The 23234-nt window shown below is 70.3% G+C and carries 25 protein-coding genes, 1 tRNA gene and 3 pseudogenes; 17 read left to right on the top strand and 12 right to left on the bottom strand.

All coding sequences use genetic code 11. From position 1 onward, the window contains the following. The first annotated feature begins 26 nt into the window (after window positions 1–26). A complete protein-coding gene (locus MCHUDSM44219_RS19735; RefSeq protein WP_236695523.1) occupies window positions 27–539 on the top strand; it encodes a hypothetical protein in 513 nt (170 codons plus the stop codon). A 64-nt stretch (window positions 540–603) separates the two neighbouring features. On the opposite strand, the gene mscL is transcribed toward MCHUDSM44219_RS19735, so the two are convergent. Further along, window positions 604–1065, bottom strand: coding sequence for a large-conductance mechanosensitive channel protein MscL (mscL, locus tag MCHUDSM44219_RS19730; protein WP_048419924.1), 462 nt, complete (start codon window positions 1063–1065; stop codon window positions 604–606). A 169-nt stretch (window positions 1066–1234) separates the two neighbouring features. Here mscL and MCHUDSM44219_RS19725 point away from each other — a divergent pair, with 169 nt between their 5' ends. Then, complete coding sequence (locus MCHUDSM44219_RS19725) at window positions 1235–1531, top strand: hypothetical protein (RefSeq protein ID WP_048419923.1); 297 nt, start codon at window positions 1235–1237, stop codon at window positions 1529–1531. A 6-nt stretch (window positions 1532–1537) separates the two neighbouring features. Here the strand turns inward: MCHUDSM44219_RS19725 and MCHUDSM44219_RS19720 are convergent, their stop codons facing one another. The 3 genes from MCHUDSM44219_RS19720 to MCHUDSM44219_RS19710 form a co-directional block, all read right to left on the bottom strand. Continuing rightward, window positions 1538–2197, bottom strand: a complete 660-nt coding sequence (locus MCHUDSM44219_RS19720; protein WP_048419922.1) for an SAF domain-containing protein — start codon at window positions 2195–2197, stop codon at window positions 1538–1540. Between the two features lie 67 nt (window positions 2198–2264). Next, a complete protein-coding gene (locus tag MCHUDSM44219_RS19715) occupies window positions 2265–2597 on the bottom strand; it encodes an FmdB family zinc ribbon protein (protein WP_048419921.1) in 333 nt (110 codons plus the stop codon). A 72-nt stretch (window positions 2598–2669) separates the two neighbouring features. Then, a complete protein-coding gene (locus MCHUDSM44219_RS19710) occupies window positions 2670–3263 on the bottom strand; it encodes a 5-formyltetrahydrofolate cyclo-ligase (RefSeq protein ID WP_048419920.1) in 594 nt (197 codons plus the stop codon). A 65-nt stretch (window positions 3264–3328) separates the two neighbouring features. Here MCHUDSM44219_RS19710 and MCHUDSM44219_RS19705 point away from each other — a divergent pair, with 65 nt between their 5' ends. The 5 genes from MCHUDSM44219_RS19705 to MCHUDSM44219_RS19685 all read left to right on the top strand — a co-directional run bounded on the left by MCHUDSM44219_RS19705 (window position 3329) and on the right by MCHUDSM44219_RS19685 (window position 7531). After that, window positions 3329–4252: a UTP--glucose-1-phosphate uridylyltransferase gene (locus tag MCHUDSM44219_RS19705; protein WP_048419919.1), complete on the top strand. Its 924-nt coding sequence runs from the start codon at window positions 3329–3331 to the stop codon at window positions 4250–4252. A 63-nt stretch (window positions 4253–4315) separates the two neighbouring features. Continuing rightward, complete coding sequence (glp, locus tag MCHUDSM44219_RS19700) at window positions 4316–5581, top strand: molybdotransferase-like divisome protein Glp (RefSeq protein ID WP_048419918.1); 1266 nt, start codon at window positions 4316–4318, stop codon at window positions 5579–5581. A gap of 20 nt (window positions 5582–5601) precedes the next feature. Next, entirely contained in the window at window positions 5602–6255 is a 654-nt protein-coding gene (locus MCHUDSM44219_RS19695) for a GNAT family N-acetyltransferase (RefSeq protein WP_048420019.1), read from the top strand. A 153-nt stretch (window positions 6256–6408) separates the two neighbouring features. Beyond that, complete coding sequence (sepX, locus tag MCHUDSM44219_RS19690) at window positions 6409–7404, top strand: divisome protein SepX/GlpR (RefSeq protein WP_048419917.1); 996 nt, start codon at window positions 6409–6411, stop codon at window positions 7402–7404. Window positions 7405–7458: 54 nt separating this feature from the next. Further along, window positions 7459–7531: transfer RNA gene (locus MCHUDSM44219_RS19685), tRNA-Ala, on the top strand. Between the two features lie 65 nt (window positions 7532–7596). Here the strand turns inward: MCHUDSM44219_RS19685 and MCHUDSM44219_RS19680 are convergent. Continuing rightward, window positions 7597–8934, bottom strand: a pseudogene (locus MCHUDSM44219_RS19680) (bifunctional lysylphosphatidylglycerol flippase/synthetase MprF); the annotation flags it as partial. 120 nt (window positions 8935–9054) lie between these two features. Between MCHUDSM44219_RS19680 and MCHUDSM44219_RS19675 the strand changes: the two are divergent. Both MCHUDSM44219_RS19675 and MCHUDSM44219_RS19670 read left to right on the top strand, forming a co-directional pair. Then, the gene (locus MCHUDSM44219_RS19675) at window positions 9055–9840 is read left to right on the top strand and encodes a rhomboid-like protein (protein ID WP_048419916.1); all 786 of its coding nucleotides are present in this window, start codon (window positions 9055–9057) and stop codon (window positions 9838–9840) included. Between the two features lie 59 nt (window positions 9841–9899). Further along, complete coding sequence (locus MCHUDSM44219_RS19670) at window positions 9900–10613, top strand: PE-PPE domain-containing protein (RefSeq protein WP_082162286.1); 714 nt, start codon at window positions 9900–9902, stop codon at window positions 10611–10613. A gap of 6 nt (window positions 10614–10619) precedes the next feature. On the opposite strand, the gene MCHUDSM44219_RS19665 is transcribed toward MCHUDSM44219_RS19670, so the two are convergent. Together MCHUDSM44219_RS19665 and MCHUDSM44219_RS19660 are read right to left on the bottom strand one after the other, a co-directional pair. Continuing rightward, window positions 10620–11036, bottom strand: coding sequence for a DUF5313 domain-containing protein (locus MCHUDSM44219_RS19665; protein WP_048419914.1), 417 nt, complete (start codon window positions 11034–11036; stop codon window positions 10620–10622). 22 nt (window positions 11037–11058) lie between these two features. Beyond that, window positions 11059–11544, bottom strand: a complete 486-nt coding sequence (locus tag MCHUDSM44219_RS19660; RefSeq protein WP_048420017.1) for a MarR family winged helix-turn-helix transcriptional regulator — start codon at window positions 11542–11544, stop codon at window positions 11059–11061. 105 nt (window positions 11545–11649) lie between these two features. Between MCHUDSM44219_RS19660 and MCHUDSM44219_RS19655 the strand changes: the two are divergent. The 3 genes and pseudogenes from MCHUDSM44219_RS19655 to MCHUDSM44219_RS19650 form a co-directional block, all read left to right on the top strand. Next, a pseudogene (locus MCHUDSM44219_RS19655) lies at window positions 11650–12459 on the top strand (GNAT family N-acetyltransferase); the annotation flags it as partial. A 1-nt stretch (window position 12460) separates the two neighbouring features. Continuing rightward, window positions 12461–12707, top strand: a pseudogene (locus tag MCHUDSM44219_RS31230) (GNAT family N-acetyltransferase); the annotation flags it as partial. Continuing rightward, a complete protein-coding gene (locus MCHUDSM44219_RS19650; protein WP_048419913.1) occupies window positions 12704–13558 on the top strand; it encodes a shikimate 5-dehydrogenase in 855 nt (284 codons plus the stop codon). The pseudogene MCHUDSM44219_RS31230 and the gene MCHUDSM44219_RS19650, both read left to right, overlap by 4 nt. 4 nt (window positions 13559–13562) lie before the next feature. Here MCHUDSM44219_RS19650 and lpqN read toward each other — a convergent pair whose 3' ends face one another. Beyond that, window positions 13563–14270 carry an envelope biogenesis lipoprotein LpqN gene (gene lpqN, locus MCHUDSM44219_RS19645; protein ID WP_048419912.1) on the bottom strand — a complete coding sequence of 236 codons (708 nt, stop codon included), beginning with the start codon at window positions 14268–14270 and terminating at the stop codon, window positions 13563–13565. A 136-nt stretch (window positions 14271–14406) separates the two neighbouring features. On the opposite strand from lpqN, the gene MCHUDSM44219_RS19640 reads away from it, so the two are divergent. The 3 genes from MCHUDSM44219_RS19640 to MCHUDSM44219_RS19630 are packed head-to-tail and all read left to right on the top strand — an operon-like array spanning window position 14407 to window position 17200. Then, window positions 14407–15813: a PE-PPE domain-containing protein gene (locus MCHUDSM44219_RS19640; RefSeq protein ID WP_053081303.1), complete on the top strand. Its 1407-nt coding sequence runs from the start codon at window positions 14407–14409 to the stop codon at window positions 15811–15813. A gap of 45 nt (window positions 15814–15858) precedes the next feature. Next, window positions 15859–16509 carry a DUF5642 family protein gene (locus MCHUDSM44219_RS19635; protein ID WP_048419911.1) on the top strand — a complete coding sequence of 217 codons (651 nt, stop codon included), beginning with the start codon at window positions 15859–15861 and terminating at the stop codon, window positions 16507–16509. Window positions 16510–16537: 28 nt separating this feature from the next. Further along, a complete protein-coding gene (locus MCHUDSM44219_RS19630) occupies window positions 16538–17200 on the top strand; it encodes a DUF5642 family protein (RefSeq protein ID WP_048419910.1) in 663 nt (220 codons plus the stop codon). On the opposite strand, the gene MCHUDSM44219_RS19625 is transcribed toward MCHUDSM44219_RS19630, so the two are convergent. Both MCHUDSM44219_RS19625 and soxR read right to left on the bottom strand, forming a co-directional pair. Further along, window positions 17197–17805 carry an alpha-ketoglutarate-dependent dioxygenase AlkB gene (locus tag MCHUDSM44219_RS19625; RefSeq protein ID WP_048419909.1) on the bottom strand — a complete coding sequence of 203 codons (609 nt, stop codon included), beginning with the start codon at window positions 17803–17805 and terminating at the stop codon, window positions 17197–17199. The genes MCHUDSM44219_RS19630 and MCHUDSM44219_RS19625 overlap by 4 nt on opposite strands. Before the next feature lie 34 nt (window positions 17806–17839). Next, a complete protein-coding gene (gene soxR, locus MCHUDSM44219_RS19620; RefSeq protein WP_048419908.1) occupies window positions 17840–18274 on the bottom strand; it encodes a redox-sensitive transcriptional activator SoxR in 435 nt (144 codons plus the stop codon). Window positions 18275–18320: 46 nt separating this feature from the next. Here soxR and arcA point away from each other — a divergent pair, with 46 nt between their 5' ends. After that, window positions 18321–19529 (top strand): arginine deiminase, encoded by a 1209-nt coding sequence (arcA, locus tag MCHUDSM44219_RS19615; RefSeq protein ID WP_048419907.1) that lies wholly within the window; start codon window positions 18321–18323, stop codon window positions 19527–19529. An 80-nt stretch (window positions 19530–19609) separates the two neighbouring features. Here the strand turns inward: arcA and MCHUDSM44219_RS19610 are convergent, their stop codons facing one another. After that, window positions 19610–21160, bottom strand: coding sequence for a dolichyl-phosphate-mannose--protein mannosyltransferase (locus tag MCHUDSM44219_RS19610; protein ID WP_048419906.1), 1551 nt, complete (start codon window positions 21158–21160; stop codon window positions 19610–19612). A gap of 24 nt (window positions 21161–21184) precedes the next feature. Here MCHUDSM44219_RS19610 and rsmI point away from each other — a divergent pair, with 24 nt between their 5' ends. Further along, on the top strand, window positions 21185–22021 hold the full coding sequence (gene rsmI / locus MCHUDSM44219_RS19605) for a 16S rRNA (cytidine(1402)-2'-O)-methyltransferase (protein WP_048419905.1): 837 nt from the start codon (window positions 21185–21187) through the stop codon (window positions 22019–22021). Here the strand turns inward: rsmI and MCHUDSM44219_RS19600 are convergent. Next, window positions 21977–23233, bottom strand: a complete 1257-nt coding sequence (locus tag MCHUDSM44219_RS19600) for an aminodeoxychorismate synthase component I (RefSeq protein WP_048419904.1) — start codon at window positions 23231–23233, stop codon at window positions 21977–21979. The two genes, rsmI and MCHUDSM44219_RS19600, sit on opposite strands and share 45 nt — an antisense overlap. Between the last annotated feature and the right edge of the window lies 1 nt (window position 23234).

Genomic DNA, 23234 nt, shown 5'->3' with positions numbered 1-23234 from the left:
GCACAGGAAAACACAAGGTGAAACGGATGATTCTCAACATCGCACTAGCTGCGCGCGAGCGGTCGAACACTGGTAATCTTTCCCGAGAAAGCTTCATCCACATCAGAGAGAAGGGACGGCCGGTGGCCGATTACGGTACTTCCGTTTCCGCGCGGTTGGCGAAGCCGATCGCAATGGGGCTGAGCGGTCTTGCCGCTGCCGCCGCGCTCATGACCATCGGTGTGGGCACCGCCAGCGCCGATGACATGTCTGCTGATCCGTCGACCCCCGGCAACGGCCGCGAGGCCGACGGCGCCGTCCGGTCGCCCGACGTGTCGAACGGTTCGTCCGGCGTCTACGCACAGGGTGAGGTCCGCACCTCCGGCTTCGGCGAGGCGCTCGCCTCGCAGGGTGGCGAGGTCCGCACGTCCACCCGCGGCGTCCCCGGCACGAAGGCATGGGTGTTCTCCGGCGCCGCCGGTGACATCAGCGCCTGCGTCTACGACGGCCCGTGGTGCGCGAACTGGATGGCGATCCCGTTCGATATCAACAACCCCTGATCCACGTACAGCGAGAAGGCCCCCGGCGAGAGCCGGGGGCCTTCTTGTTGCGCTGGGCTGACCGTCACTCACGGTCGGCGCTGGTGTGCGCCGCGGTATCCGGGCTGGGGCCGGTTCCCGGACCGCTGACATGCTTGCCCGATGAATCGCCGTTGGTCTCGCGCAGCAGATCACGGATCTCGGTGAGAATGGCCAGCTCGGTGTCCTGCGCCTGCTCCACCTCTCCGCGTTCCCGCAGCTTCTTGTAGGGCAGCACGATCACGAAGTAGACGACCGCCGCGACGATGACGAAGTTGATGGCCGCCGAGAGCACCGCGTTGAAGTCCACGAATTGGTTTCCGCCGAGCGGGATCTTGAGAAGCCCGTACTCCTTGTCGGGGCTGGCGCCGATGCGGTCGATGAGGGGCTGGATGACGCTCTTGGTGAAGGCGGTCACCAGGGCCGTGAACGCGGTGCCGATGACCACCGCGACCGCTAGGTCGATCACGTTGCCGCGGGCGAGAAAGTCCTTAAAACCCTTCAGCATCGAAAGGTCCTCTCAGTCGAAGTGTCCCTGCTGTCTGGGAGCTACGTTAGCCGTTTCTGCCAGCCGCCGCTCAGATTCTGCCACCGGAATTATTGGCTTGACCTGCGGGTTTAACCGGTCAGAACGAACGAAGAAGTGAACATCGGGACCGGAGAGCAGGGGCAGCAACATGACGAACTACACCTTCACCGCCGCCGCGGCGGCCGCGCTGACCGCAGCCACACTCGGACTGGCCGCCCCCGCCCTGGCCGCACCGACGGCCGTCAGCGCCGAGGACACGATCAGTCAGCTCGAAGCCGAGGGGAACCGCGTCGTGGTGACGCGGCAGTCGAGCGCTCCGCTCGACGAGGCGACGGTGGTCAACCTGACGACGGGCCCCGATATCTGGAAGAGGGTGTGGGACGCCAACTTCGACGATCAACACCTGACCCGGACCGGCAACGTCATCTACCTCACGGTCAAATGAGCGCGCTCAGTGCAGCGTCAGAGTGACGGCTTGGACCAGGGCGGCGCCGGCCACCGTCTTGGCGGCCGCGGCCGGTAGGGCCACCAGCACAACGCGATTGCCGCCCGGCGCGCCGATCCCGGTGGCCTTCGCCGACACCAGCACCACGACGGCGTCGGTCGCCATCACCCGCGCCTGAGACTCGGCGTCGGCCGAGGTGGGCGCGGAGACCACATCCACGATGTCGCCGGGTCGGAGGAGATCGAGCAGCGCGGCATCGGCAAGCGGGAGCGCGACGATGCGCGCATCCGGGCCGGCGGCCGATTCCGCCAGCCGCGGGCCGAGTAGGCGGACGTCGGTCAGTGTCTCGCCCCGGCGGGCGGGGCCGGCCAGAGTGCTCCCGACGACCGCGTCGAGGTTGCGCTGGGCACCGTCGGGAATGGTTGCCGCCGAGAGGGTTTCGAGTCGGACGTCGGCGGCGGTCAGCTCGGCACCCGGTGAGAGATCCCGATCGGCGACCACCACCTCGACCCGATCGGCCCGCGGATCGTCACGCCACGCTGCTGCGGCCGCGAGGAGAACGAGCGCGCCGGCGAGGACGCGGCGGGCGGCCACCGTGCGCGACCAATCGGGCCGCAGGGCACGGGCCAGCCGGTGCAGCGGCGTGGGATTCAGCGAGGTGGCCACGCGGCCACGCTAGGACCGGAGCCGCGTCGCGGTCAGCAGCGTTCTTCGCCGCCTGTGGATAACGGCGTCAGCTGGAGGCGGCGGCGGCCGGTGTCGAGGAGGTGCTCGACGAACTGGACGAGCTCGAGCTGTCCGACGAGGAGGACGACGAAGAGGAGGACGACTCTGTCTTGGTGGTGGACGTGCCGTTCGAACTCGCGGACGTGCTCGAACTCTTGCCGGACTCGCGGCTGTCGGTGCGGTAGAAGCCGCTGCCCTTGAAGACGACGCCGACCTTGCCGAACACCTTGCGCAAGCGGCCGTTGCACTGCGGGCACTCGGTCAGCGAGTCATCGGTGAAGGCCTGCACCACGTCGAACTTGTTGTCGCACTCGGTGCACGCATACGAATAGGTGGGCACAGAAACCTCCGAGGTCGTCAAACTTCTTAGCACTCTACCGACTCAAGTGCTAGAACCGCCAGCGGGCACCGGTCATTCCCCTCGCGCTTCGAGCTCGACCACCCCGCGGTCCGGCGTGACGGCGTGCGTCATCGGGACATCGTGCGGGTCCGCGGGCAGCCGGTCGACGAACTCCTCGTCGCGCACGACCGCGATGAGCGCGGCGGCAGGACCCGCCAGCCGCAGCGTGCGGTCGTAGAAGCCGGCGCCGCGCCCCAGCCGGGCACCGCGACGGTCCACCGCGAGGGCGGGCACCAGCACCGCGGCCGCGTCGGCCACCGCCTCGGGCGGCAGATGTGGGGGTGGCGGTTCCCGCAGCCCGAACGGCGCCGCCACCAGCGTGCCGGGCCGGTAGCGCCCCCACCGCAACGGCCGTGGCCCCTCGACCGGGTCCTCGCGGGCGACCGGGAGCAGCACGACCGCGTCACGCCGCAGCAACTCGTCGAGCAGATCGGCCGATCCCGGTTCGGTGCCGATGGGGACGAAGGCGCACACCGTCGCGCCGCGCGGGATCCACGCCAGCAGATGGCGCGTCAGCGCCGCCGCCTCGGCGGCGCGCGACGCCGGCGTCGACACCCTGCGTGCGGCCAGGATTCTGGCACGTACCTGTGATTTCGTCTCTTGCACCGCGTAGCCTTCCGCGTGCCGGGTAAGGAGAGAACAACCGACCCCGAGAGGTTAGTGTGTGAACGATGAATCGGCCTGAAGTTCCCATTCCGCACACCGCGGTGGTTCCCGCCGCGGGGCTGGGAACCCGTTTCCTGCCTGCCACCAAGACGGTGCCCAAGGAGCTGCTGCCGGTCGTCGACACGCCCGGGATCGAACTGGTGGCCGCCGAGGCCGCGGAGGCCGGCGCCGAACGCTTGATCATCATCACCTCCGAAGGCAAGGACGGCGTCGTCGCCCACTTCGTCGAGGACCTCGTGCTCGAGGGCACCCTCGAGGCCCGCGGCAAGCAGACGATGCTGGAGAAGGTGCGTCGGGCTCCCGAGTTGATCAAGGTCGAATCGGTGGTACAGGCCGAGCCCCTCGGCCTGGGGCACGCGATCAGCTGCGTGGAGCCCAGCCTCGCTCCCGACGAGGACGCGATCGCGGTGCTGCTGCCCGACGATCTGGTCCTGCCCACCGGCGTGCTGGAGATCATGTCGAAGGTGCGCGCCAAGCGCGGCGGTTCGGTGCTGTGCGCGATCGAGGTCGACAGCGAGGACATCAGCGCCTACGGCGTGTTCGACGTCGAGACCGTGCCCGACGCCGCCAACCCCAACGTGTTGCGCGTCAAGGGCATGGTGGAAAAGCCCAAGGCAGAGGACGCGCCGTCGCCGTACGCCGCGGCCGGACGGTATGTGCTCGACCGGGCCATCTTCGATGCGTTGCGACGGACGCAGCGCGGTGCGGGCGGCGAGATCCAGCTGACCGACGCGATCGCCCTTCTGATCGAAGAGGGCCATCCCGTGCACGTGGTGGTCCACCGTGGATCTCGACACGATCTGGGAAATCCCGGAGGCTACCTGAAGGCTGCGGTTGACTTTGCCTTGGAGCGAGACGACTACGGGCCCGAATTACGCCGCTGGTTGGTCGAGCGGCTGGGGCTCGGTCCGGACAAGACCGAGCACTAGCGGCCACCGATCACGCGCGTCTTCTGCGGAGCGCGTAGGCGCTCAACAGAAGAAAGGCGTGCTGTGCGTTCGGTGGAGGAGCAGCAGGCTCGGGTCGCCGCGGCCGCGGTGGCTCCGCGGCCGGTGCGGGTGGCGATCGCCGAGGCCCAGGGTTTAATGTGCGCCGAGGAAGTGGTCACCGAGCGACCGCTTCCCGGCTTCGACCAGGCCGCGATCGACGGCTACGCGGTGCGCAGCGTCGACGTCCTGGGCATCAACGGTGGCGACGGCGAGGACGGCGAGGAGCCCGAGAACCGGGACATCAGCCTGCCCGTGATGGGCCTGATCGAGGCCGGCTCGCGGACCCCGAGCCGGCTGCAGCCCCGGCAGGCGGCGCGCGTGCAGACGGGCGCGCCGATGCCGACGCTGGCCGACGCCGTGCTGCCGCTGCGGTGGACCGACGGCGGGGAATCCCGGGTGCGCGTGCTGCGCGGGGTTCGGTCGGGTGCCTACGTGCGGCGCACCGGCGACGACGTACAGCCAGGTGACGTCGCCGTGCGGGCCGGCGCCATCATCGGGCCGGCACAGGTCGGTCTGCTCGCCGCGGTGGGTCGTGAGCGGGTGCTTGTCCACCCGCGCCCGCGGCTGTCGGTGATGTGCGTGGGTGGCGAGCTGGTCGACATCTCCCGCACGCCCGGCAACGGGCAGGTCTACGACGTGAACTCCTACGCGCTGGCCGCCGCCGGGCGCGATGCGGGCGCCGAGGTCAACCGCGTCGGCATCGTGCCCACCGATCCGGCACAGCTGCGCGAGGTCGTCGAGGGGCAACTCAGCCGGGCGGAGGCGGTCGTCATCGCCGGCGCGGTCGGGGGAGCGGCCGCCGAGGGGGTGCGCGCGGTGCTGTCGCAGCTGGGCGATATGGAGGTGACCCGCATCGCCATGCACCCCGGTTCGGTGCAGGGCTTCGGTCAGCTCGGCCCCGACGGGGTTCCGGTGTTCCTGCTGCCGGCCAATCCGGTCAGCGCGCTGGTGGTGTTCGAGGTGATGGTGCGTCCGCTGCTGCGCCTGTCCCTCGGTAAGCGGCAGCCCATGCGGCGCATCGTGCAGGCGCGCGCGCTCTCGCCGATCACCTCGGTGGTGGGCCGCAAGGGCTATCTGCGGGGGCAGCTGATGCGCGATCAGGACACCGGCGAGTACCTGGTGCAGGCGCTCGGTGGTGCGCCCGGCGCGTCGTCGCACCTGCTGGCGACGCTCGCCGAGGCAAACTGCCTGGTCGTCGTACCCGGTGACGCCGAACAGATCCGCACCGGCGAGGTCGTCGACGTCGCGTTCCTGGCGCAGCGCGGCTGAGCGCGAGCCGGCGCACCGTGATGAATCTCCTGGGTTCCCGTTCCCAGCACCCGGGCTGGCCGCAACCGGTCGGCCCCCTGCGGGTGGCCGCCGGAGTGGTCCGGTTACGTCCCGTCCGGCTGCGCGACGCCGCGCAGTGGAGCCGGATCCGGCTGGCCGACCGGAATCACCTCGAACCCTGGGAACCGTCGACGGATCTGGATTGGCAGCTGCGCCATGCGGTTTCGTCGTGGCCGTCGGTGTGCTCGGGGCTGCGTGCCGAGGCCCGCAAGGGCCGCATGCTGCCGTACGTCATCGAGGTCGACGGGCAGTTCGCCGGTCAACTCACGATCGGCAACGTGACCCACGGCGCGCTGCGATCGGCGTGGATCGGCTACTGGGTGGCCAGTGAGTTGATCGGCGGCGGTATCGCCACCGCGGCACTGGCGCTCGGCCTGGACCACTGCTTCGGTCCGGTGATGCTGCATCGTGTCGAAGCGACCGTGCGCCCGGAGAACGCACCCAGCCGCGCGGTGCTGGCAAAGGCCGGTTTCCGCGAGGAGGGGCTGTTGAAGCGCTACCTCGACGTCGACGGTGCGTGGCGCGATCACTTGCTGGTGGCGCTGACGATCGAGGAGATCAACGGGTCGGTGACCTCCGCGCTGGTGCGTGCGGGCCACGCGTCGTGGGCCTGATCGCCGCTTTGCGGCGGGCGCTGTTGCAGATGTGACACGTGTGACGTTTGGTGCTTGTACTCAGCGAATTACAGGTGTGTAATTGTCACGGCGCGCCGCTCACGGATGCGCTGGTCGAACAGACCTAGCCTGATGGGGAAAGGAGCAGGCGCCATGCCAAGCATCCCCCAATCTCTCCTCTGGATCTCCCTCGTCGTGCTCTGGCTGTTCGTGCTGGTGCCGATGCTGATCAGCAAGCGCGACGCGGTGCGCCGCACGAGCGACGTCGCATTGGCCACCCGCGTGCTCAACAGTGGCGCCGGGGCCCGCCTGCGCCGTCGCGGCGGCCCGGCTGCGGGCCACCGCAGCGATCCCGACTGGCAGCCCTCCGAGGCCGGCGACGATCTCGCCGACGAGGAGCCGGGTCGCTCGGTGGTGATGGTGGCCGCCGAGACCCGCGACGCGGACGAGCCCGACTACCTCGACGTGGACGTCGTCGAGGATTCCGGCGCCCTGCCCGCCGCCGGAGAGGCCGCTGACGAGCCGGTCGTGGTCGCCGAATCCGGCCAGCCCACACTCGATTTCGACACCGAGGACGACCTCGACGACGCCGAGGACCTCGCCTCGGCCGATGACGACGATGACGTCGGTGACGCCGATGACTACGCCTACGACGACGACCCCGCCGACGAGGAGGCACCGGCGGACGCCGATCTGCGCGTCGCGGACTCCCCGACGGAGTCGCGCCGGCGGCGTCGCGAGTCGGCCACCGCCGCCGCGGTGACGGCCCGTAAGTACCGCTTCCGGGCGCGCACGCTCGCGGTGATGGCGGTGCTGATCCTCGCCAGCGGCGTGGCCGCGTTCACCTGGTCGGCGACGATGTGGTGGACCTGCGGCGCCATCGCCGCCGTCACGCTGCTCTACCTCGCGTACCTGCGCCGGCAGACCCGCATCGAAGAGCAGGTCCGCCGCCGACGGGCACAGCGGCTCGCGCGTTCGCGCCTCGGCGTCGAGAACACCGGCGACCGCGAGTTCGATGTGGTCCCGGCCCGGCTGCGCCGGCCCGGCGCTGCGGTCCTCGAGATCGACGACGAGGACCCCGAGTTCGAGCACCTCGCTCGCGTCCGGTTCGCGCGCCATTACGACCTGCCGCGAGCGGCGGGACAGTAGCCGCCAGGCGATTTCGGCGGCCGACCCGGGGCTGGTAGCCTGCTACCGGTATCAGGGGCTATGGCGCAGTTGGTAGCGCGACTCGTTCGCATCGAGTAGGTCAGGGGTTCGATTCCCCTTAGCTCCACTTCCGGAAAGCCTCGGCCATCGGCCGGGGCTTTTCTGTCGATCGGCGGGTGGCGCATTCGGCGTGAGCCGGCGATGGCGGGGCAGGAATTCCAGCGTCAGCAGCACCGTCAGCGCAGGCAGCAGATGGCGCATCGACAGCACCGCGTAACGCTGCCCACCCAGGGTCCGGTACTTCCTCAGGTAGCGGTACAGCGACTCGAGCCGGATGAGGCCGTCGCCCAGATGGATCAGCCAGAAGAACAGGCTCTGCACCGGTCCGCGGTCCCGGTTGTCGAAGATCTCGGGGAAGGCGGCGAAGGCCAGCGAAACACGCCGCGCACCATGGGTTCTGGCCCAGTTGATCATGTCGACACTGAGGCGTTCGTCGATGCCGTTGGGCGCGTCCGGTGCCCGCCAGGACACGTCGAGCGAGACGTCGTTGCCGCCGCCGGCCGTCGCATAGCGCGCGAACGCCTGCACCCGACCCTGTCGGTCGCGCCCGATGATGATCTGCACGCCGGGATGGCGACCTTCCAGGGCGCCGTCGAGGATCATCGAGAACCCGCGCTCGCCGTGGGCTCGGCGGTGCGAGCTGTAGAGCACATCGGTCAACTCGGCACGCTGCACGTCGTCGAGGTCCTGTTCGCCCACCACCTCCGTGGTGATGCCGGCGTTGTGGGTGCGCTGCACCGCCTGGCGCAGATTCCGGCGCGCACGCCCGGCGAGGCTGAAGCTCGCCACGTTGATGACGACGTCGCGTCCGAACGGGACCGCCCGCATCGAGCGCCCGACGGCCGCCCACAGCGCCAACCGCCGCTCGCTGCACCCGAGTACTGCGATCCGCCAGCCGCGCATCCGGCACATCGAGACGAAACCCGCTATGACCGAACTGAACTCGCGCTCGTCGCCGATGGGGTCCCCGCTGGCCACGGCGAAACCCATCCGGGTCCGGTAGGCGATGGCCGCGCGCCTGCTGTCGCTGAAGTGGTAGCTCTTGAGCGAGTGCATCGCGAACGGGGCCAGCGCATCACCGTGGGTCGCGTCGACCAGCCGCCAGACCTCGGGCAAGGCCTCGGGCTGCGGCCGCGAGCGGGTGGGCCACATCAGCAGTAGCCCGGACGCCGCGATGACGACGTTGCCCAGGCCGGGAGAGAACAGCACGCGCAGCGCCGACCCTGCGAGCACCGCCGCACCGGCGAGCGCGGCGTGGCGGCCGGTCACCGGGCGGCCGAGGAAGATGCCGCGCGCGATGAACAACGTCGCCGCCAGCACGGTCACCGACCATGCCAGCCGGTCGTCCTCCCACCCGAGATGATGTCGGTCGTGTGCCACCGCGACGGCCAGCCAGGTGACAGCCGCGAGCAGGGCGCCCGTTCCGATGCTGCGCCCCACCGGCGTGTCCACGGCGACCTCAGCCGACATCCCGCCTCCTCCGTGCTCTCAGCGTCGGGTCTGCCCGTCGTCGACCGTAGGGCCGAACGTCCCACCCGCGCCGGATTCGGCCACCTGATCTCCAGTGCGCCGTGGGTACCCTGGACACCAATGGTCGTCTCCCATGTCCTCGCCCCGCTGTGGCGTGTGCGCATCACCGTCGCCTACGCGGCGGCGCTGTTCGCGATCGCGTCGCTGCTGGTGGCGCTGGGTCCCGGAGCGCAGCACCGCGTCGTCGCGCTGTGGAGCACGAACCTGCACAATCTGGCCGAGGGGCGGCTGGGCACGCTGCTCGCGAGTGCCTTCGTCACCGGCGAGGGACAGACCTACCTGCTGCTGCCCGGGCTGGTGTGTCTGCTCGCGCTGGCCGAGCTGCTCTGGCGGAGCCGACGGCTGGTCCAGGTGTTCCTGCTCGGACACGTCGGGGCGACGCTGATCGTCGCTGCCGGCCTGGCCTTCGCGATCAAGGTCGGCTGGGCGCCGATCACGGTCAGTCACGCCGACGATGTGGGTCTGAGCTACGGGGCCGTCGCGGTGCTGGGCACCCTGACGGCGGCGATCCCGGGCCGGTGGCGCCCGGCATGGATCACGGGCTGGCTGACCGTCGCCGCTGCGGTCGTCGTGCTGGGCGGCGGATTCACCGCCGCCGGACACACCGTCGCGCTGCTGCTCGGCATCGCGCTGTCGACGCGCGTGCGCTTGGGGTGGCCGGTCAGTGTGCACTGGACGGTGTTCCGCAGGGTGCTGCTGGCAGGAGGCGCCGCGTTCGGATTGCTGCTGCTCGTCGGTGTGGCCCTGCCCAGCGCGCTCGTCGCCGTCCCCGCCGGTGTCGCGACGGCGTTGCTGGCCTGGTCGGTCACGCTGAGAGCGTCGCGTACGCCGGCCCGGCGCACGTAACCTTCCGGTCTGTGCGCGCGATGCAGTGAGCGGGTTCTTCTCGAGGATGAGGTGACGCGATGAGAGCACGACTGCTACTCGTCCCGACCGTCGTGGCGATGCTGATGGGCATCCTGTGCCCGGCTGCGCAGGCCGACGTCGACGACGGCGCGGCGTCCGGCGCACGGGTCGCCGTGCTCGCCGGCGCGCTCGACAAGCCCGAGCGGACCATGCAGCAACTGCACGGCTCGTTGTGCGCGCCCCCGAACGTCTGCGAGCCGCTCAACTACATGAACGTCGGGCTTCTCGGGCCTGCCATCGGTCAGGCGAGTCTGGACGACGGGGTGACGAGGCTGGATCAATGGATTCGGAACACCCCGGGACCGAAGGTCGTGTTCGGGCACTCTCTGGGCGCCAACGTCATCTACCGGTGGCTGCGCCAGTTCTCGTTCGATCCGACGGCGCCGCCGCCGAGCGAGCTGCGGTTCGTCACCACCGGCGCTCCGGAGCGCCGCGGCACCGGTTTCGTCTACACCGACCCGGAGGGCAAGAACCGGTGGCGGGCCGCCCAGGGATTCGGGATCCCGGCCGACACCCCGTACCGCGTGGTCGACATCTGCCGCAAATGGGACGGGTTCTGCTACTACATCCCCGGCGACGAGCGCTCCATCGACGGACAGGCGAGCAAGCGGCACACCGACTACTCCGACATCAACATCGATGACCCGGCCAACGAGGTTTCCGTAGAAGGCAACATCACCGAGGTCCTGGTCCCGACCCCCGGTCTCGGCTGATCCGACTCAGAACGGGCTGCTGTTCTGCTGCCACTCGGCGGACTCCGGACGAGCGCCGAACCGGCGCGCATAATCCTCGTGCATCTGCGCCTGCTTCTTGCGCTTGATCACGTCGACCAGGTTCGGGTCCAGGCCGTGCACGGCGAGCCGATGCCGCCGCCAGGGCTTGTTCAGGGCCAGCGCCATCAGGACGGCCCAGAAGTAGATGGGTGCGGTCATTTCCAGGTGCATGTAGAGGTTGACCGGGATGAGCCAGAACGGCGCCAGCACGAAGATCGGCGGAATCGAGTAGCGGATCATGTGCCGGCGCACGGCGCCCTCGCCCGCGAGGTCCTCGGCCACCCAGCGTTGCATCGAGGCGGGCAGGCGCCGCCCGTAGATGTAGGTGAAGTACTGCCAGAGATTCGGCTTGTCGGCGGACATGGACGGCTCCTTGTGGGTGGGTTCAGGACTGGAGGGCGCCGGCCGCGAGCGCGGCGCTGTTGACGCGGGTCAGCGCTTCGCGCAGCTGGCGCAGTTCGTCGAGGTCGACGCCCAGGCGTGCGACGACCGCGGGCGGGATCTCGAGGGCCCGTTCGCGTAGTGCGACGCCGCGGTCGGTGAGCTCGACGTCGGTCGCGCGCTCGTCGGTGGCACTGCGGGTACGGGTGATCAGGCCGAGCGCCTCGAGGCGTTTGAGCATCGGGGAGAGGGTGGCCGATTCCATCTGCAGCGCGGTGGCGATCTGCTTCACCGACAGGGGTGCCCGGCCGTCGCCGGGCTGCTTGCGGTGATCCCACAGCGCCAGCATCACCAGATACTGGGGGTGGGTCAGGCCCAGCGGCTCGAGCAGCGGCCGGTAGATCGCCAGCACCGCGCGGTTGGTGGCCGCCAGCGCGAAACAGACCTGCTGTTCCAGGGCCAGGGGATCCAGATCGGCGGGAGCGGTCACGAACCTATAGTGCACTAATAGTTAGTGCCCTAGCAATATGGCTGTGGTCACAGCGCGACCGAGATCTCCTTGCCGGGACTCGGCGCGCGCCCGTAGCCTCGAAACGTGTCCGGTGTGACCGCCGTCCGTGCCGATGATCTCGCCACCCTCGACGTGTTCGCCGGTGTCCAGGTGGAAGCCCTGGTGCCGCTGGCCGAACAGCTGCGGCCGTTGTCGGCGGCCGCCGGTCAGGTGCTCATGCAGCAGGGTGAGCTCGCGGTCAGCTTCCTGTTGATCGGGTCCGGCCACGCCGAGGTCAGCCATGTCGGCGCCGACGGTCACGACACCGTCGTCGATCTCACGCCGGGGCTCATCGTCGGTGAGATCGCCCTGCTGCGCGACGCCCCGCGTACCGCCACCGTGGTGGCCACCGTCCCCCTGACCGGCTGGGTCGGCGGCCGGGAAGCGTTCGCCACCATGCTCGAGATCCCGGGCATGATGGACAAGCTGGTGCGCACCGCACGTCAGCGGCTCGCCGCGTTCATCACCCCCATCCCGGTGATCATGCGCGACGGCAGCGTTCTGTACCTGCGTCCTGTGCTGCCGGGCGACAGCGAACGCACCACCGAGGGTCCGGTGGAGTTCTCCAGCGAGACCCTCTACCGCCGCTTCCAGTCCGTCCGATCACCGACGAAGTCGCTGATGGCCTATCTGTTCGAGGTCGACTATCTGGATCACTTCGTCTTCGTGCTGACCGACGGCGTGGACGGACCCGTGGTGGCGGACGCCCGGTTCGTGCGCGACGCGAACCATCCCGAGGAGGCCGAGATCGCGTTCATCGTGGGTGACGCCTACCAGGGGCGCGGCATCGGCACGTTCCTGATGCGGGCGATGGTGGCCGACCGTCCCGCGGTCGCGGTGGGCCCCGAGGGCGGGNCCTGATGCGGGCCATCTCGGTGGCCGCCCACGACGACGGCGTGCAGCGCTTCACCGCGCGGGTGCTGTCGGACAACCATCCGATGCGTGCGATCCTCGACCATTTCGGGGCGAGCTGGATTCGCGACGATCTGGGCGTCGTCACCACCGAGATCGACGTCCCGAAACCCTCGGAGCTACCGTTCGATTCGGAGTTGGTGCGACAGATCCGCGATGTCGCGCGACAGGTGATCCGGGCCGTCGGATGACACAGGCGCACCGCAGACCGCCGCTCAACAAGGACACCCGCGTGTGTATCTCGTTGGCCGGGCGGCCGAGCAACATCGGCACCCGGTTCCACAATCACCTCTACGAGGTACTCGGTCTGGACTTCCTCTACAAGGCATTCACCACCACCGACATCGTTGCCGCGATCGGCGGTGTGCGTGCGCTCGGCATCCGCGGGTGCTCGGTGTCGATGCCGTTCAAGGAGGACGTGCTGAGCCTCGTCGACGAGGTCGAGCCGTCCGCGCGGACGCTGCGGTCGGTGAACACGATCGTCAACGACCTCTCGGTGCCGGGTGGCAGGCTGACCGCGTCGAATACGGATTACCTTGCCGTGCAACAGCTCATCGATGACAACGGGCTCTCGTCGGAGCAGTCGGTGCTGATCCGGGGCAGCGGCGGCATGGCCAGCGCGGTCGGTGCGGCCTTCGCCGACCGTGGCTTCGCCGGCGGCACCATCTTCGCCCGCAACGCCCAGGCCGGTCACGCGCTGGCGCAGCGGCTGGGATACGAGTACCTGCCCGACACCGGCGGTCCGTGCACGCGCACTGCCGACATCGTCGTCAACGTCACGCCGATCGGGATGGCCGGCGGCGCCGAGGAGCGCGACGTCGCGTTCGACGACGCCACAATTCGCCACGCGCACACCGTCTTCGACGTGGTGGCACTGCCCTCGGAGACGCCGCTGATCGCCGCTGCGCGCGCCGCGGGGGTGGACGTCATCACCGGTGCGCAGGTGATCGCGCTGCAGGCCGCCGAACAGTTCGAGCGCTATACCGGGGTGCGCCCGACCGCCGAGCAGATCGACGAGGCGTCGGCGATCTCGCGGGCCTGAGCGGTCACGGCGTGATCGTGGTCTGCTCGTCGATCTGGGCGGTCGCGTCCATCAACGGACCCGCCTGCTCCTCGGTGCCCTCGGCGTTCAGCTGCAGGACGTAGAGCGCGTCCTGGCCGGGGATCACCACCGTCTTCTGCGCCACCAGCTGCGTGACGCCGTCCTTGACGTACGTTCCACCGATCTGAGTCGCGTCGAATCCGCTGAGTTTGCTGCTCTTTCCCGTCTCCGGTCCCTCGAAACCGGGCATCTTGCGGAGTTCGTTCGGTGCGTACTCCAGGATCTTGGCCGGGTCGACGTTGCCCGTGAGCTTGGAAACGATCGCGGTGACAGTCGGCGGCTTCTCGGCCATCGCCGGGTCGGCGGTGAACGCGATTCCGCCGTAAGCCCATTCAGGGGTGTTGGCCCCCATGTCTTCCCAGCCCTCCGGGAAGGGCAGATCGATCGTGGGGGCCCCCGGATCGCCGCGCTTCACGGGGTTCTCGACGATGTTGTTCTGTCTGATGTAGTCCGGGATGGTGGTCAGCGAGTCCGCGGCCTGAGCCGACGTGGTCGGGGCGGCGCTCGAGCTAGGTGCGGCACTTGTCTCCGCGGCCGCGGATGGTGACGTCGTCGCTTCACCTGACGTCGTGCCGGACCCGCAGGCCGACAACCCGATTCCGAGCGCGACGGCAGCGATGGCGATGCTGCCGGCCCGTGTGGCCATGGTCATGTCGTCTCCTATTCGCCGGATCGCAGCAGATAATAGCCGCCGCAGCCGCTTTTGCCGCGGTTTGCCCAAAAGGCCCCGCGCCGCCGCGTCGAGGAGCAGGATCCGCAGCACCGGCGCAAAGGTTGGGGGTCGGGCCATGAACATCGTCGTTCGCTCGCTGTCCGCGCTCGTTCTGGTGACGGGTGCCGCGGTGCTGGCCGTGTGGTCGACACTGGCGTCCGCGGCGGTGACGCTGGCAGCCACGACGACCGCGCTCGTGATGGGCGGCACCTTTCATCCGCTGATGGAACCCCGGGACTCGCCCGACTTCGTCGCGGCCTACCTCGACAATGCGGTCGACGGTCATCTGAACCCGGCGTTCCCGGCCGGCGGCCCGGTGAGGAACGCGCTCGCCGTGTACGGCCCCGAGGACTTCTTCCCGCTCGGCCGGCTCACCTTCGACAGATCCGTCGCGGCGGGGCGGGCCAATCTGAGCCGGTGCCTCGCGGCGGCGCCGGACTGCGTGTTCAACCCCGACGTCGGGTCGGTGGCCCCGCGGCCCGATGATGCGGTCCTGGTGTTCGGATACTCGCAGAGCGCCGTGATCGCCTCGCTGGCCAAGCGGGACCTGATATCGGTGTACCAGCCGGGCGATCCGGCCGTGTCCATGATGCTGATCGCCAACCCGATGCGGCCCAACGGCGGCATTCTCGAGCGCTTCGCGGGCTGGCCCACCATCCCGATCCTGGGGGTGTCCTTCGACGGCGCCTCGCCCACCGACAGCGCCGATCTGGGGGACGGCCGGCACGCGTACCCCACCGTGGACGTCGTCCGGCAGTACGACGCCCTGGGCGGCGACTTCCCGCTGCGTCCGCTCAATCTGCTCGCGACGCTGAACGCGCTGATGGGCTATGGGCTGCAGCACGGTGAGGCGGTCGACGTGCCGTTCGGTGACGCCACCTATCAGGGCCGCGAGGGTGACACCACCTACTACATGATCACCGCCGACATCGTGCCCCTGCTCGAACCGCTGGCACCGTTCGTTCCGGCACCGATCCTGCGTGCCGTCGACGCGCCCCTTCGGGTCCTGATCGAGAACGCCTACGACCGCGACATCGGACCCGGCACTCCGGTCCGCGCGCGGTGGTGGCCGGTGCACCACGTGGCCCGCCTCGCCCGCGACCTGCTGCGGTCGGTCCCGGTGGCCGTGGACAACCTCGTCGAGGGCTTCGGCGGACGCCGCATCCTCGGCACCGACGCGCCCGGCCCGTTCGGCGTCGGGGGTCCCGACCTGCCCGCCGCCGAGGGGCCGTCCGAGGCCGCGTCCGAGACGTCGGACACCGAAAGCTCACCGCAGCACAAACGCCAGCTGCACCAACGACTTTCGCGACACGAGAACACTGAGAAGCCCCACCGTGCCGAGGTGTCCGACGATGTGCCGGCAGCCTCGACGGAGTCCGACACCCGGCACGACGAGACGGCCGACGCCACCGAACCGCGGACGGCGGCCGACGCCGGGCACAGCGACCCGGCACCGGCGGCGGACACGGCCGACGCCGCCTGAGTGTTGGTCGGCCGAGCCGCCCCACCATCGTGATATCAACAGCGCGTGAGGCTCCTCGCCCTCGGTGCGGTGGCCGTGTGGTGCACGGCCTGCGGCTCACCCGGCCCGCCGCCGTCCACGACCACCCCGGCCGCGCCGACGGTGACCGCCGTCAACCCCGCCAGGGTCGACCGCAGCCGGGCAGCGTTGCCGGAGGGCTACGAGGTGAGCGCCTACACCGGGCGTCCCGCCCCCGTCGCACTGTGGGGACTGCGCGATCCCGCTGACGCCGATCCGCCGCAGTGTGCGGCGCTGGCCTCGCCGGCCGCCGACACCGCGACGGCCAGGGGATGGTCGGCGTCCGGGGCGGGCGGCATCGCCTATGCCGTGGTCGCCGCCGCTCCCGGCGGGCCGGGAGCGCCGCCAGCGGACTGCGCGCGGTGGACGGTGTCCTCGGGTCCGACGACGGCCACCGTGCGCGAGGTGCCCGCCCCGGCCGTCGACGCGGCCCGGACCGTCGGTCTGCGGACCGACGCCACCACGGTGGTCGAGGGCGGTACCGAAACCCGTTCGCACGCCGACACCTTCATCGCCTACCTGGGTGACTACATCTGCGTCGTCGCGCTCGTCACCGATCCCGGCTCGCCCCACCCCGCCCTCGGGCCGGACTTCGCCTCGCACCTGCTGACCGAAACGGTGTCGGCGGTGCGCGGGTGACCGCCGGCGCGCGGGTACATTGGCGGCGATGTCGAACACGAAGCGGTGGGTGCTCCTGTTCTGCGCGGGGCTGCTGGCGTCCTGCGGCAGCCAGCCATCGGACGACTTCTCGCACGCCGACATCACCCGGGTGAAGAACCTCTCGACGGAGTTCTCGGCGCCCTACGCGGTGAAGACCGCAGGTCCGGCCGCCATCGATCCGAGACTCCTCGGACCCCAAAAGTTGCCTCCCGGAGTGACTTTCGATCCCGCCGAGTGCGGCGAGACCGCTCAGCAGCAGAACGTGCCCGCCGACGTCAAGGGCAACATGGCGGCGCTGACCGCCGAGGGCGACGGGGTGCGCTACGTCGCGATCGCCCTCGAGACCTCCGAGCGGGTGCCCGTGTCCACGCCGACGGATGAATGCACGAAGGTGACGTTCACCGGGGCCGGGGTCCGGGGCCTCGTCGAGGTCGTGGAGGCGCCGCAGATCGAGGGCGTGCACACGGTGGGCACCCACCGGGTTCTGCAGACGGTCACCGCCGAAGGCCCGCGCACCGGTGAGATCTACAACTACGTCGCCGACTTCGGGACCTTCATCGTGATCGTCACCGCCAATCCGCTCGTCCAGGCCGACCGGCCCGTCGCCCACATCGACACCGGGCGCGCCCGCGATCTCGTCACCCGCGCCGTCGACCTCGTCAAGGGTTAGCGCACGTCGTACGGGCGGAACTGGATGCTGATCCGCGGCCCGACGGCCCGGGTGGTTTTGGGGATCGCGTGCTCCCAGGTGCGCTGGCATGAACCGCCCATCACCAGCAGGTCGCCGTGGCCGTGCCGCAGCCTCAGCGACGGGCCGCCGCCGCGCGGGCGCAACGCGAAAACCCTTGTGGCGCCCAGCCCGACGATCGCCACCATGGTGTCCTCGGTCCGGCTGCGGCCGACGTTGTCGCCGTGCCAGGCGACACTGTCCGAACCGTCGCGGTACAGGCACAGGCCTGCGGTGACGAAGGGCTCGCCCAGCTCGCCGGCGTAGGCGTCGTTGAGGCGGCGACGCAGCTGCTTGAGCCGCGGGTGCGGGGGCGGCTCGTCGACCAGGTGGTGGAAGCTGACCAGGCGGGGGACGTCGAGCACCCGGTCGTACATCTGCCGGCGCTCGGAGCGCCACGGGATGCTGTCGCGCAGTTCGGCGAACAGGGTGTCGTCGGCCACGCCGTCCTGGGACAACCAGCCCGACCGCACTTCCAGCCACGCGCCGTCGCCCAGCTCCCGCCGGTCCGCCTGGTCGAACAGAGAGCTCTGCACCGCCTGCTCCATGGCGGGCAGTCTATCGCACAGACGTTCGATGACGTCAGAGGCGGGCGGCGCCGGGGCCGTGCTGGGCGAGCACGTCGTCCGGGTTGGCCAGCGCGCACGTCTTCAGGCTGAGGCACCCGCACCCGATGCACCCGGTGAGATTGTCGCGGAGCCTCTCGAGGTGCACGATGCGCTCGTCGAGGTCCTCGCGCCAGCCCGCCGACAGCCGCGCCCAGTCCTTGCTGGTGGGTATCCGATCGTCGGGCAGCGTCGCCAGTGCGTCGCGGATACGGGACAGCGGGATGCCCAGGCGCTGGGACATCCGGATGAACGCGACGCGGCGCAGGGTCTCACGCGCGTACCGGCGCTGGTTCCCGCTCGTGCGTCTGCTTGCGATGAGACCCTCGCGCTCGTAGAAGTGCAGCGCCGACACCGCCACGCCGCTGCGGACCGACATCTCGCCAGGAGTGAGCTCGTGCGCCCTGTCCATGACCTCAACCCTAGTTGAGGTGGGTTTTGGCGCTACGGTGCTAGATGTGACGGACGTGGCGCTGGGATGCAACTCGGAGGTCGGCACGCTGCGGACGGTGATCCTGCACCGTCCGGGGGCCGAGCTGAAGAGATTGACGCCGCGCAACAACGACACGCTGCTGTTCGACGGGCTGCCGTGGGTCAGCAGGGCGCAGGAGGAACACGACGCGTTCGCCGCGCTGCTGCGCTCCCGCGGAGTCGAGGTGCTGCTGCTCGGTGACCTGCTGACCGAGGCGCTCGCCCACAGCGGGGCCGCGCGCATGCACGGGATCTCGGCCGCAGTCGACGCGCGACGGCTGGGTGTACCGCTGGCGCAGGAACTCTCGACTTATCTGCGCACCCTGGATGCGGGCGCGCTCGCGCACGTGCTGATGGCCGGGATGACGTTCGACGAGTTGCCGTTCGGCGAGCACGAACTGTCGCTGGTGCGGCGCATGCACCACGGCGGCGACTTCGTCATCGACCCGCTGCCCAACCTGCTGTTCACCCGCGACTCGTCGTTCTGGATCGGGCCGCGAGTGGCCATCACGTCGCTGGCCATGCATGCGCGGGTGCGCGAGACGTCACTGACCGACTTGATCTATGCCCACCATCCCCGGTTCCGCGGGGTGCGCCGCGCGTACGAGTCGCGGTCGGCGCCCGTCGAGGGCGGGGACGTGCTGCTGCTGGCGCCCGGCGTGGTCGCGGTCGGCGTGGGGGAGCGGACGACGCCGGCGGGTGCGGAGGCGCTGGCGCGCAGCCTCTTCGACGACGGCCTCGCGCACACCGTGCTGGCGGTGCCGATCGCGCAGGAGCGCGCGCAGATGCATCTGGACACCGTGTGCACGATGGTCGACACCGACGCGGTGGTGATGTATCCCAACATCGTCGACTCGCTGACCGCGTTCCCGATCCGCCGTTCCGCGGGCGGGGTCCGCATCGACCGGGCCGCCCCGTTCGTCGACGCCGCGGCCGACGCGATGGGCATCGGCAAGCTGCGGGTCATCGACACCGGCCTCGACCCGGTGACCGCCGAGCGTGAGCAGTGGGACGACGGCAACAACACGCTGGCTGTCGCGCCGGGTGTGGTGGTGGCCTATGAGCGCAACACCGAAACCAATGCGCGCCTGCAGGATTCGGGCATCGAGGTGCTCGCGATCTCGGCCTCGGAACTGGGCACCGGCCGCGGCGGACCACGCTGCATGTCGTGCCCCGCCGCCCGCGACCCGCTCTGACCCCCCCGCCGCGGAAGCGCATTCCGGGCTGCGATTTTCGCGTGGGAGCGACCAGGAATGCTATTCCGCGGGCAAGCCGACTAGCGCCAGGACGGTAGCCAGATCTGCATGTTCCACGTGCTCTGCGAGATCGGCAGCCCGGTCAGGATCGGATACATCCACGCGAAGTTCGTGATCACCAGCGCCACATAGCAACTCACCACCAGCAGGCCGAGCGTTCGGCGTTCGGCGGTCTGTCTCGGGGCGTGCAGGATGTCGCCGAGGATCATCGCGATCATCATCACCAGGAACGGCGCCATCGTCGCGGCGTAGAAGAAGTACATCTGCCGGTCGATGTCGGCGAACCACGGCAGGAAGCCTGCGCTGTAGCCGACCAGCAGCACCGCATACCGCCAGTCGCGTTTGACGAAGGCCTTCCACAGCACCCAGCCCAGCACCGGCACCGCGATGAACCACATCGCGGGGGTGCCGACCAGCATCACCGCTTTGACGCAGGACTGCGCGCCGCAGCCGGGCACGTTCTGGTTGTCGATCGCATACAGCACCGGCCGCAACGACATCGGCCACGTCCACGGCTTGGACTCCCACGGGTGGTGGTTGCCGTCCGCGTTGGTCAGCCCGGAGTGGAACCGGTACGCCGCGTAGGTGTAGTGCCACAGCGAGCGCAGCGCATCGGGGATCGGCAGCACGCTGTCCGGTCCGATCGAGCGGCCGACCTCGTAGCGGTTCACCCCGGTCTCCGAGGCGAACCACATCGTGTACGAGCCCAGGTACACCCCGAACGGAATCAGCACCATCGCGTACAGCGACGGCCCGACGTCGCGGCGCACCGCGCCCAGCCACGGCCGCGGCACCCGGTACTGCTTGCGCGCCGCCACGTCGAACGCGACGCTCATCGCCCCGAAGAACAGCACGAAGTACAGGCCCGACCACTTGGTGGCGCAGGCCAGCCCGAGCAGCACGCCGGCCCCGAAGCGCCACCAGCGCACGCCCAGCCGCGGGCCCCACGGCGTCTCGGCGATCCGGCCGTCCAGCAGCGCGACGTGCATGCGCTCCCGCACCTGGTCCCGGTCGACGATCAGGCAGCCGAACGCCGCGACCACGAAGAACACGAGGAAGATGTCCAGCAGCGCGGTCCGCGCGATCACGAAGCTGACGCCGTCGGCGATCAGCAGCAGCCCGGCGATCCCGCCGACCAGCGTGGACCGGCTGATGCGACGGGTGATCCGCACGACGAGCAGCACCAGCACGACGCCGCAGAGCGCGCCGGTGAAGCGCCAGCCCACGCCGTTGTAGCCGAACAGCGCCTCGCCCAGCGCGATCATCTGTTTCCCGACCGGCGGGTGCACCACCAGGCCATATCCCGGGTTGTCCTCGACGCCGTGGTTGTGCAGCATCTGCCAGGCCTGCGGCGCGTAGTGCTTCTCGTCGAAGATCGGCGTGCCCGCATCGGTGGGCGACCCGAGGTTGAGGAAGCGGGTCACCGCGGCGAGCGCGGTGATGACGGCGGTCATCGCCCAGCCGCGTAACCGGTCGAGCGGGCCGAAGTCGGCGACCGGCACCAGGGGCCCCGGAGAGATGACGGGGACCGCGCGCTGGTCGACGACGAGCTCGTCGGGCGGGGCGGTCACGCCTGCGATCGTAGGCTGTGGGGCATGGCCGCTGGACGACTGCTCATCGGCGCCACGCCGCTGGGTCAGCCGTCGGACGCGTCGACCCGCCTGATCCGGGCGCTGGCCACCGCTGATGTGATCGCCGCCGAGGACACCCGCCGGGTGCGCACGCTGGCCAACGCCCTGGAGGTGCGCCCGGTCGGCAGGATCGTCAGCCTCTTCGACCAGAACGAGGCGTCACGGGTGCCGGCGCTGCTCGACGACATCCGCGGCGGGGCGACGGTGCTGCTGGTCAGCGACGCCGGGATGCCGCTGATCAGCGACCCCGGCTACCGGATGGTCGCGGCGTGCGTGGAGGCGGGCCTGCCGGTGCAGTGCCTGCCGGGCCCGTCGGCGGTGACGACGGCGCTGGCCGTCGCCGGGCTGCCGTCGGAGAGGTTCTGCTTCGAGGGCTTCGCGCCGCGCAAGCAGTCGGCGCGCACCACCTGGTTGCAGACGCTGGCCGCCGAGCTCCGCACGTGTGTGTTCTTCGAATCGCCGCGCCGGCTCGGTGACTGTCTGCGTGACGCGGTGACGGTGCTGCGAGCCGACCGTCGCGCGGTGGTGTGCCGGGAGCTGACCAAGACGCACGAGGAGATCGTGCGCGGGACACTCGGGGAGCTGGCGGAGTGGGCCACCGGCCCGGTGCTGGGGGAGATCACCGTGGTGCTCGCGGGGGCGACGCCGGTCGCGGACCCGGACAGCCTGGTGGCGGAGGTGAACCGGCTGGTCGCCGACGGGCTGCGGGTCAAGGACGCGTGCGCCCAGGTGGTCGCGGCGCATCCCGGTGCGCCGTCACGCCGGGAGCTCTACGACGCGGTGCTGCGGGCCAGGGACTGACGACGCGAGGATCGGGGCCGCCTTGTGCAGGCACTCCTCCCATTCGCGCACCGGATCGGAGTCCGCGGTGATGCCGCCGCCGACACCGAGGACCGCGCTGCCCGACGGGGTGAACTCGACGGTGCGGATCGCGACGTTGAGTTCGCAGCCGGCGGCGGGCGACGCCAGACCGACGGTGCCGCAGTACACGCCGCGGCGGCGCGGCTCCCACTGCCGGAGCAGCTCGCGCGCCCGCTGCTTGGGGGTGCCGGTCACCGACGCGGGCGGGAACGTCGCCTCCAGCAGCGCGCGGGTGGGGACGCCGGTGGCCACCCGCGCCGCCACCGTCGACACCAGGTGCCACACCCCGGGGGCCGGACGGACCGCGAGCAGTTCGGGCACCGTCACCGACCCCGTCTGCGCGACGCGGCCGAGGTCGTTGCGCACCAGATCCACGATCATGATGTTCTCGGCGACGTCCTTGACCGACGCGCGCAGCGCGGCCGGATCCGCATGCCGGGGCAGGGTGCCCTTGATCGGGCTCGACGTGACGGCCTCTCCGTGGCGGCGCAGGAACAACTCGGGGGACAGCGACGCCACTGCGCCCCAGGCGCCGGCGAGGAACGCCGCCCGGGCCGGCGCCGTCCGTGTCACCGCCTCGACGAAGAAGTCGACAGGGGCGCCGTCGAGCGTGCCGGTGAACTGGGTGCAGACGCACGCCTGGTAGACCTCGCCGGCGGCGATGGCCTCGAGGCAGTCGCGCACGCCGCGCTGGTGCGCCGAGCGATCGGCGTCACCCCAGGCGATGGTGGCGTCCCGGGCGGAGGGCCGCTCCCGCAGCGCCTCGACGACCCAGCCGGAAAGCGGTGCCCCGGAGAGGCTTTCATGCCACCAGGTGCCGTCGGCGGCGCACCGCAGCACACAGTTCGACCAGCCGCCGGCCGCCTCGGGGAGCCGCGGTCCTTGCCCGTCGGCTCCCGGGTCGGGGTAGGACAGATAGCCGAACCACCCGCCGCCGACCGCGCCGTCCGCGCGCGCCCCGACGGGAACGTCGAACACCTCGCCGGGTGCGACGTCGGACAGCGTCACCGACGGGGCGATGACCGCCCGCGAACCGAACCACTCGCCGGTCAGTGCCGCCGGTGGGGCGAGGCCGCGCCGCGACGCCGCGGCGGCCAGCGCAGCGAGGACCGTCGGGGCGCTGCCCAGCTCGCCGAGTCGGTCGATGCGCACC

Origin of the sequence: Mycolicibacterium chubuense, assembly GCF_001044255.1 — a bacterium.
GTDB classification, from domain to species: Bacteria; Actinomycetota; Actinomycetes; order Mycobacteriales; family Mycobacteriaceae; genus Mycobacterium; species Mycobacterium chubuense.
This window is presented reverse-complemented; position numbering and strand designations above follow the sequence as displayed.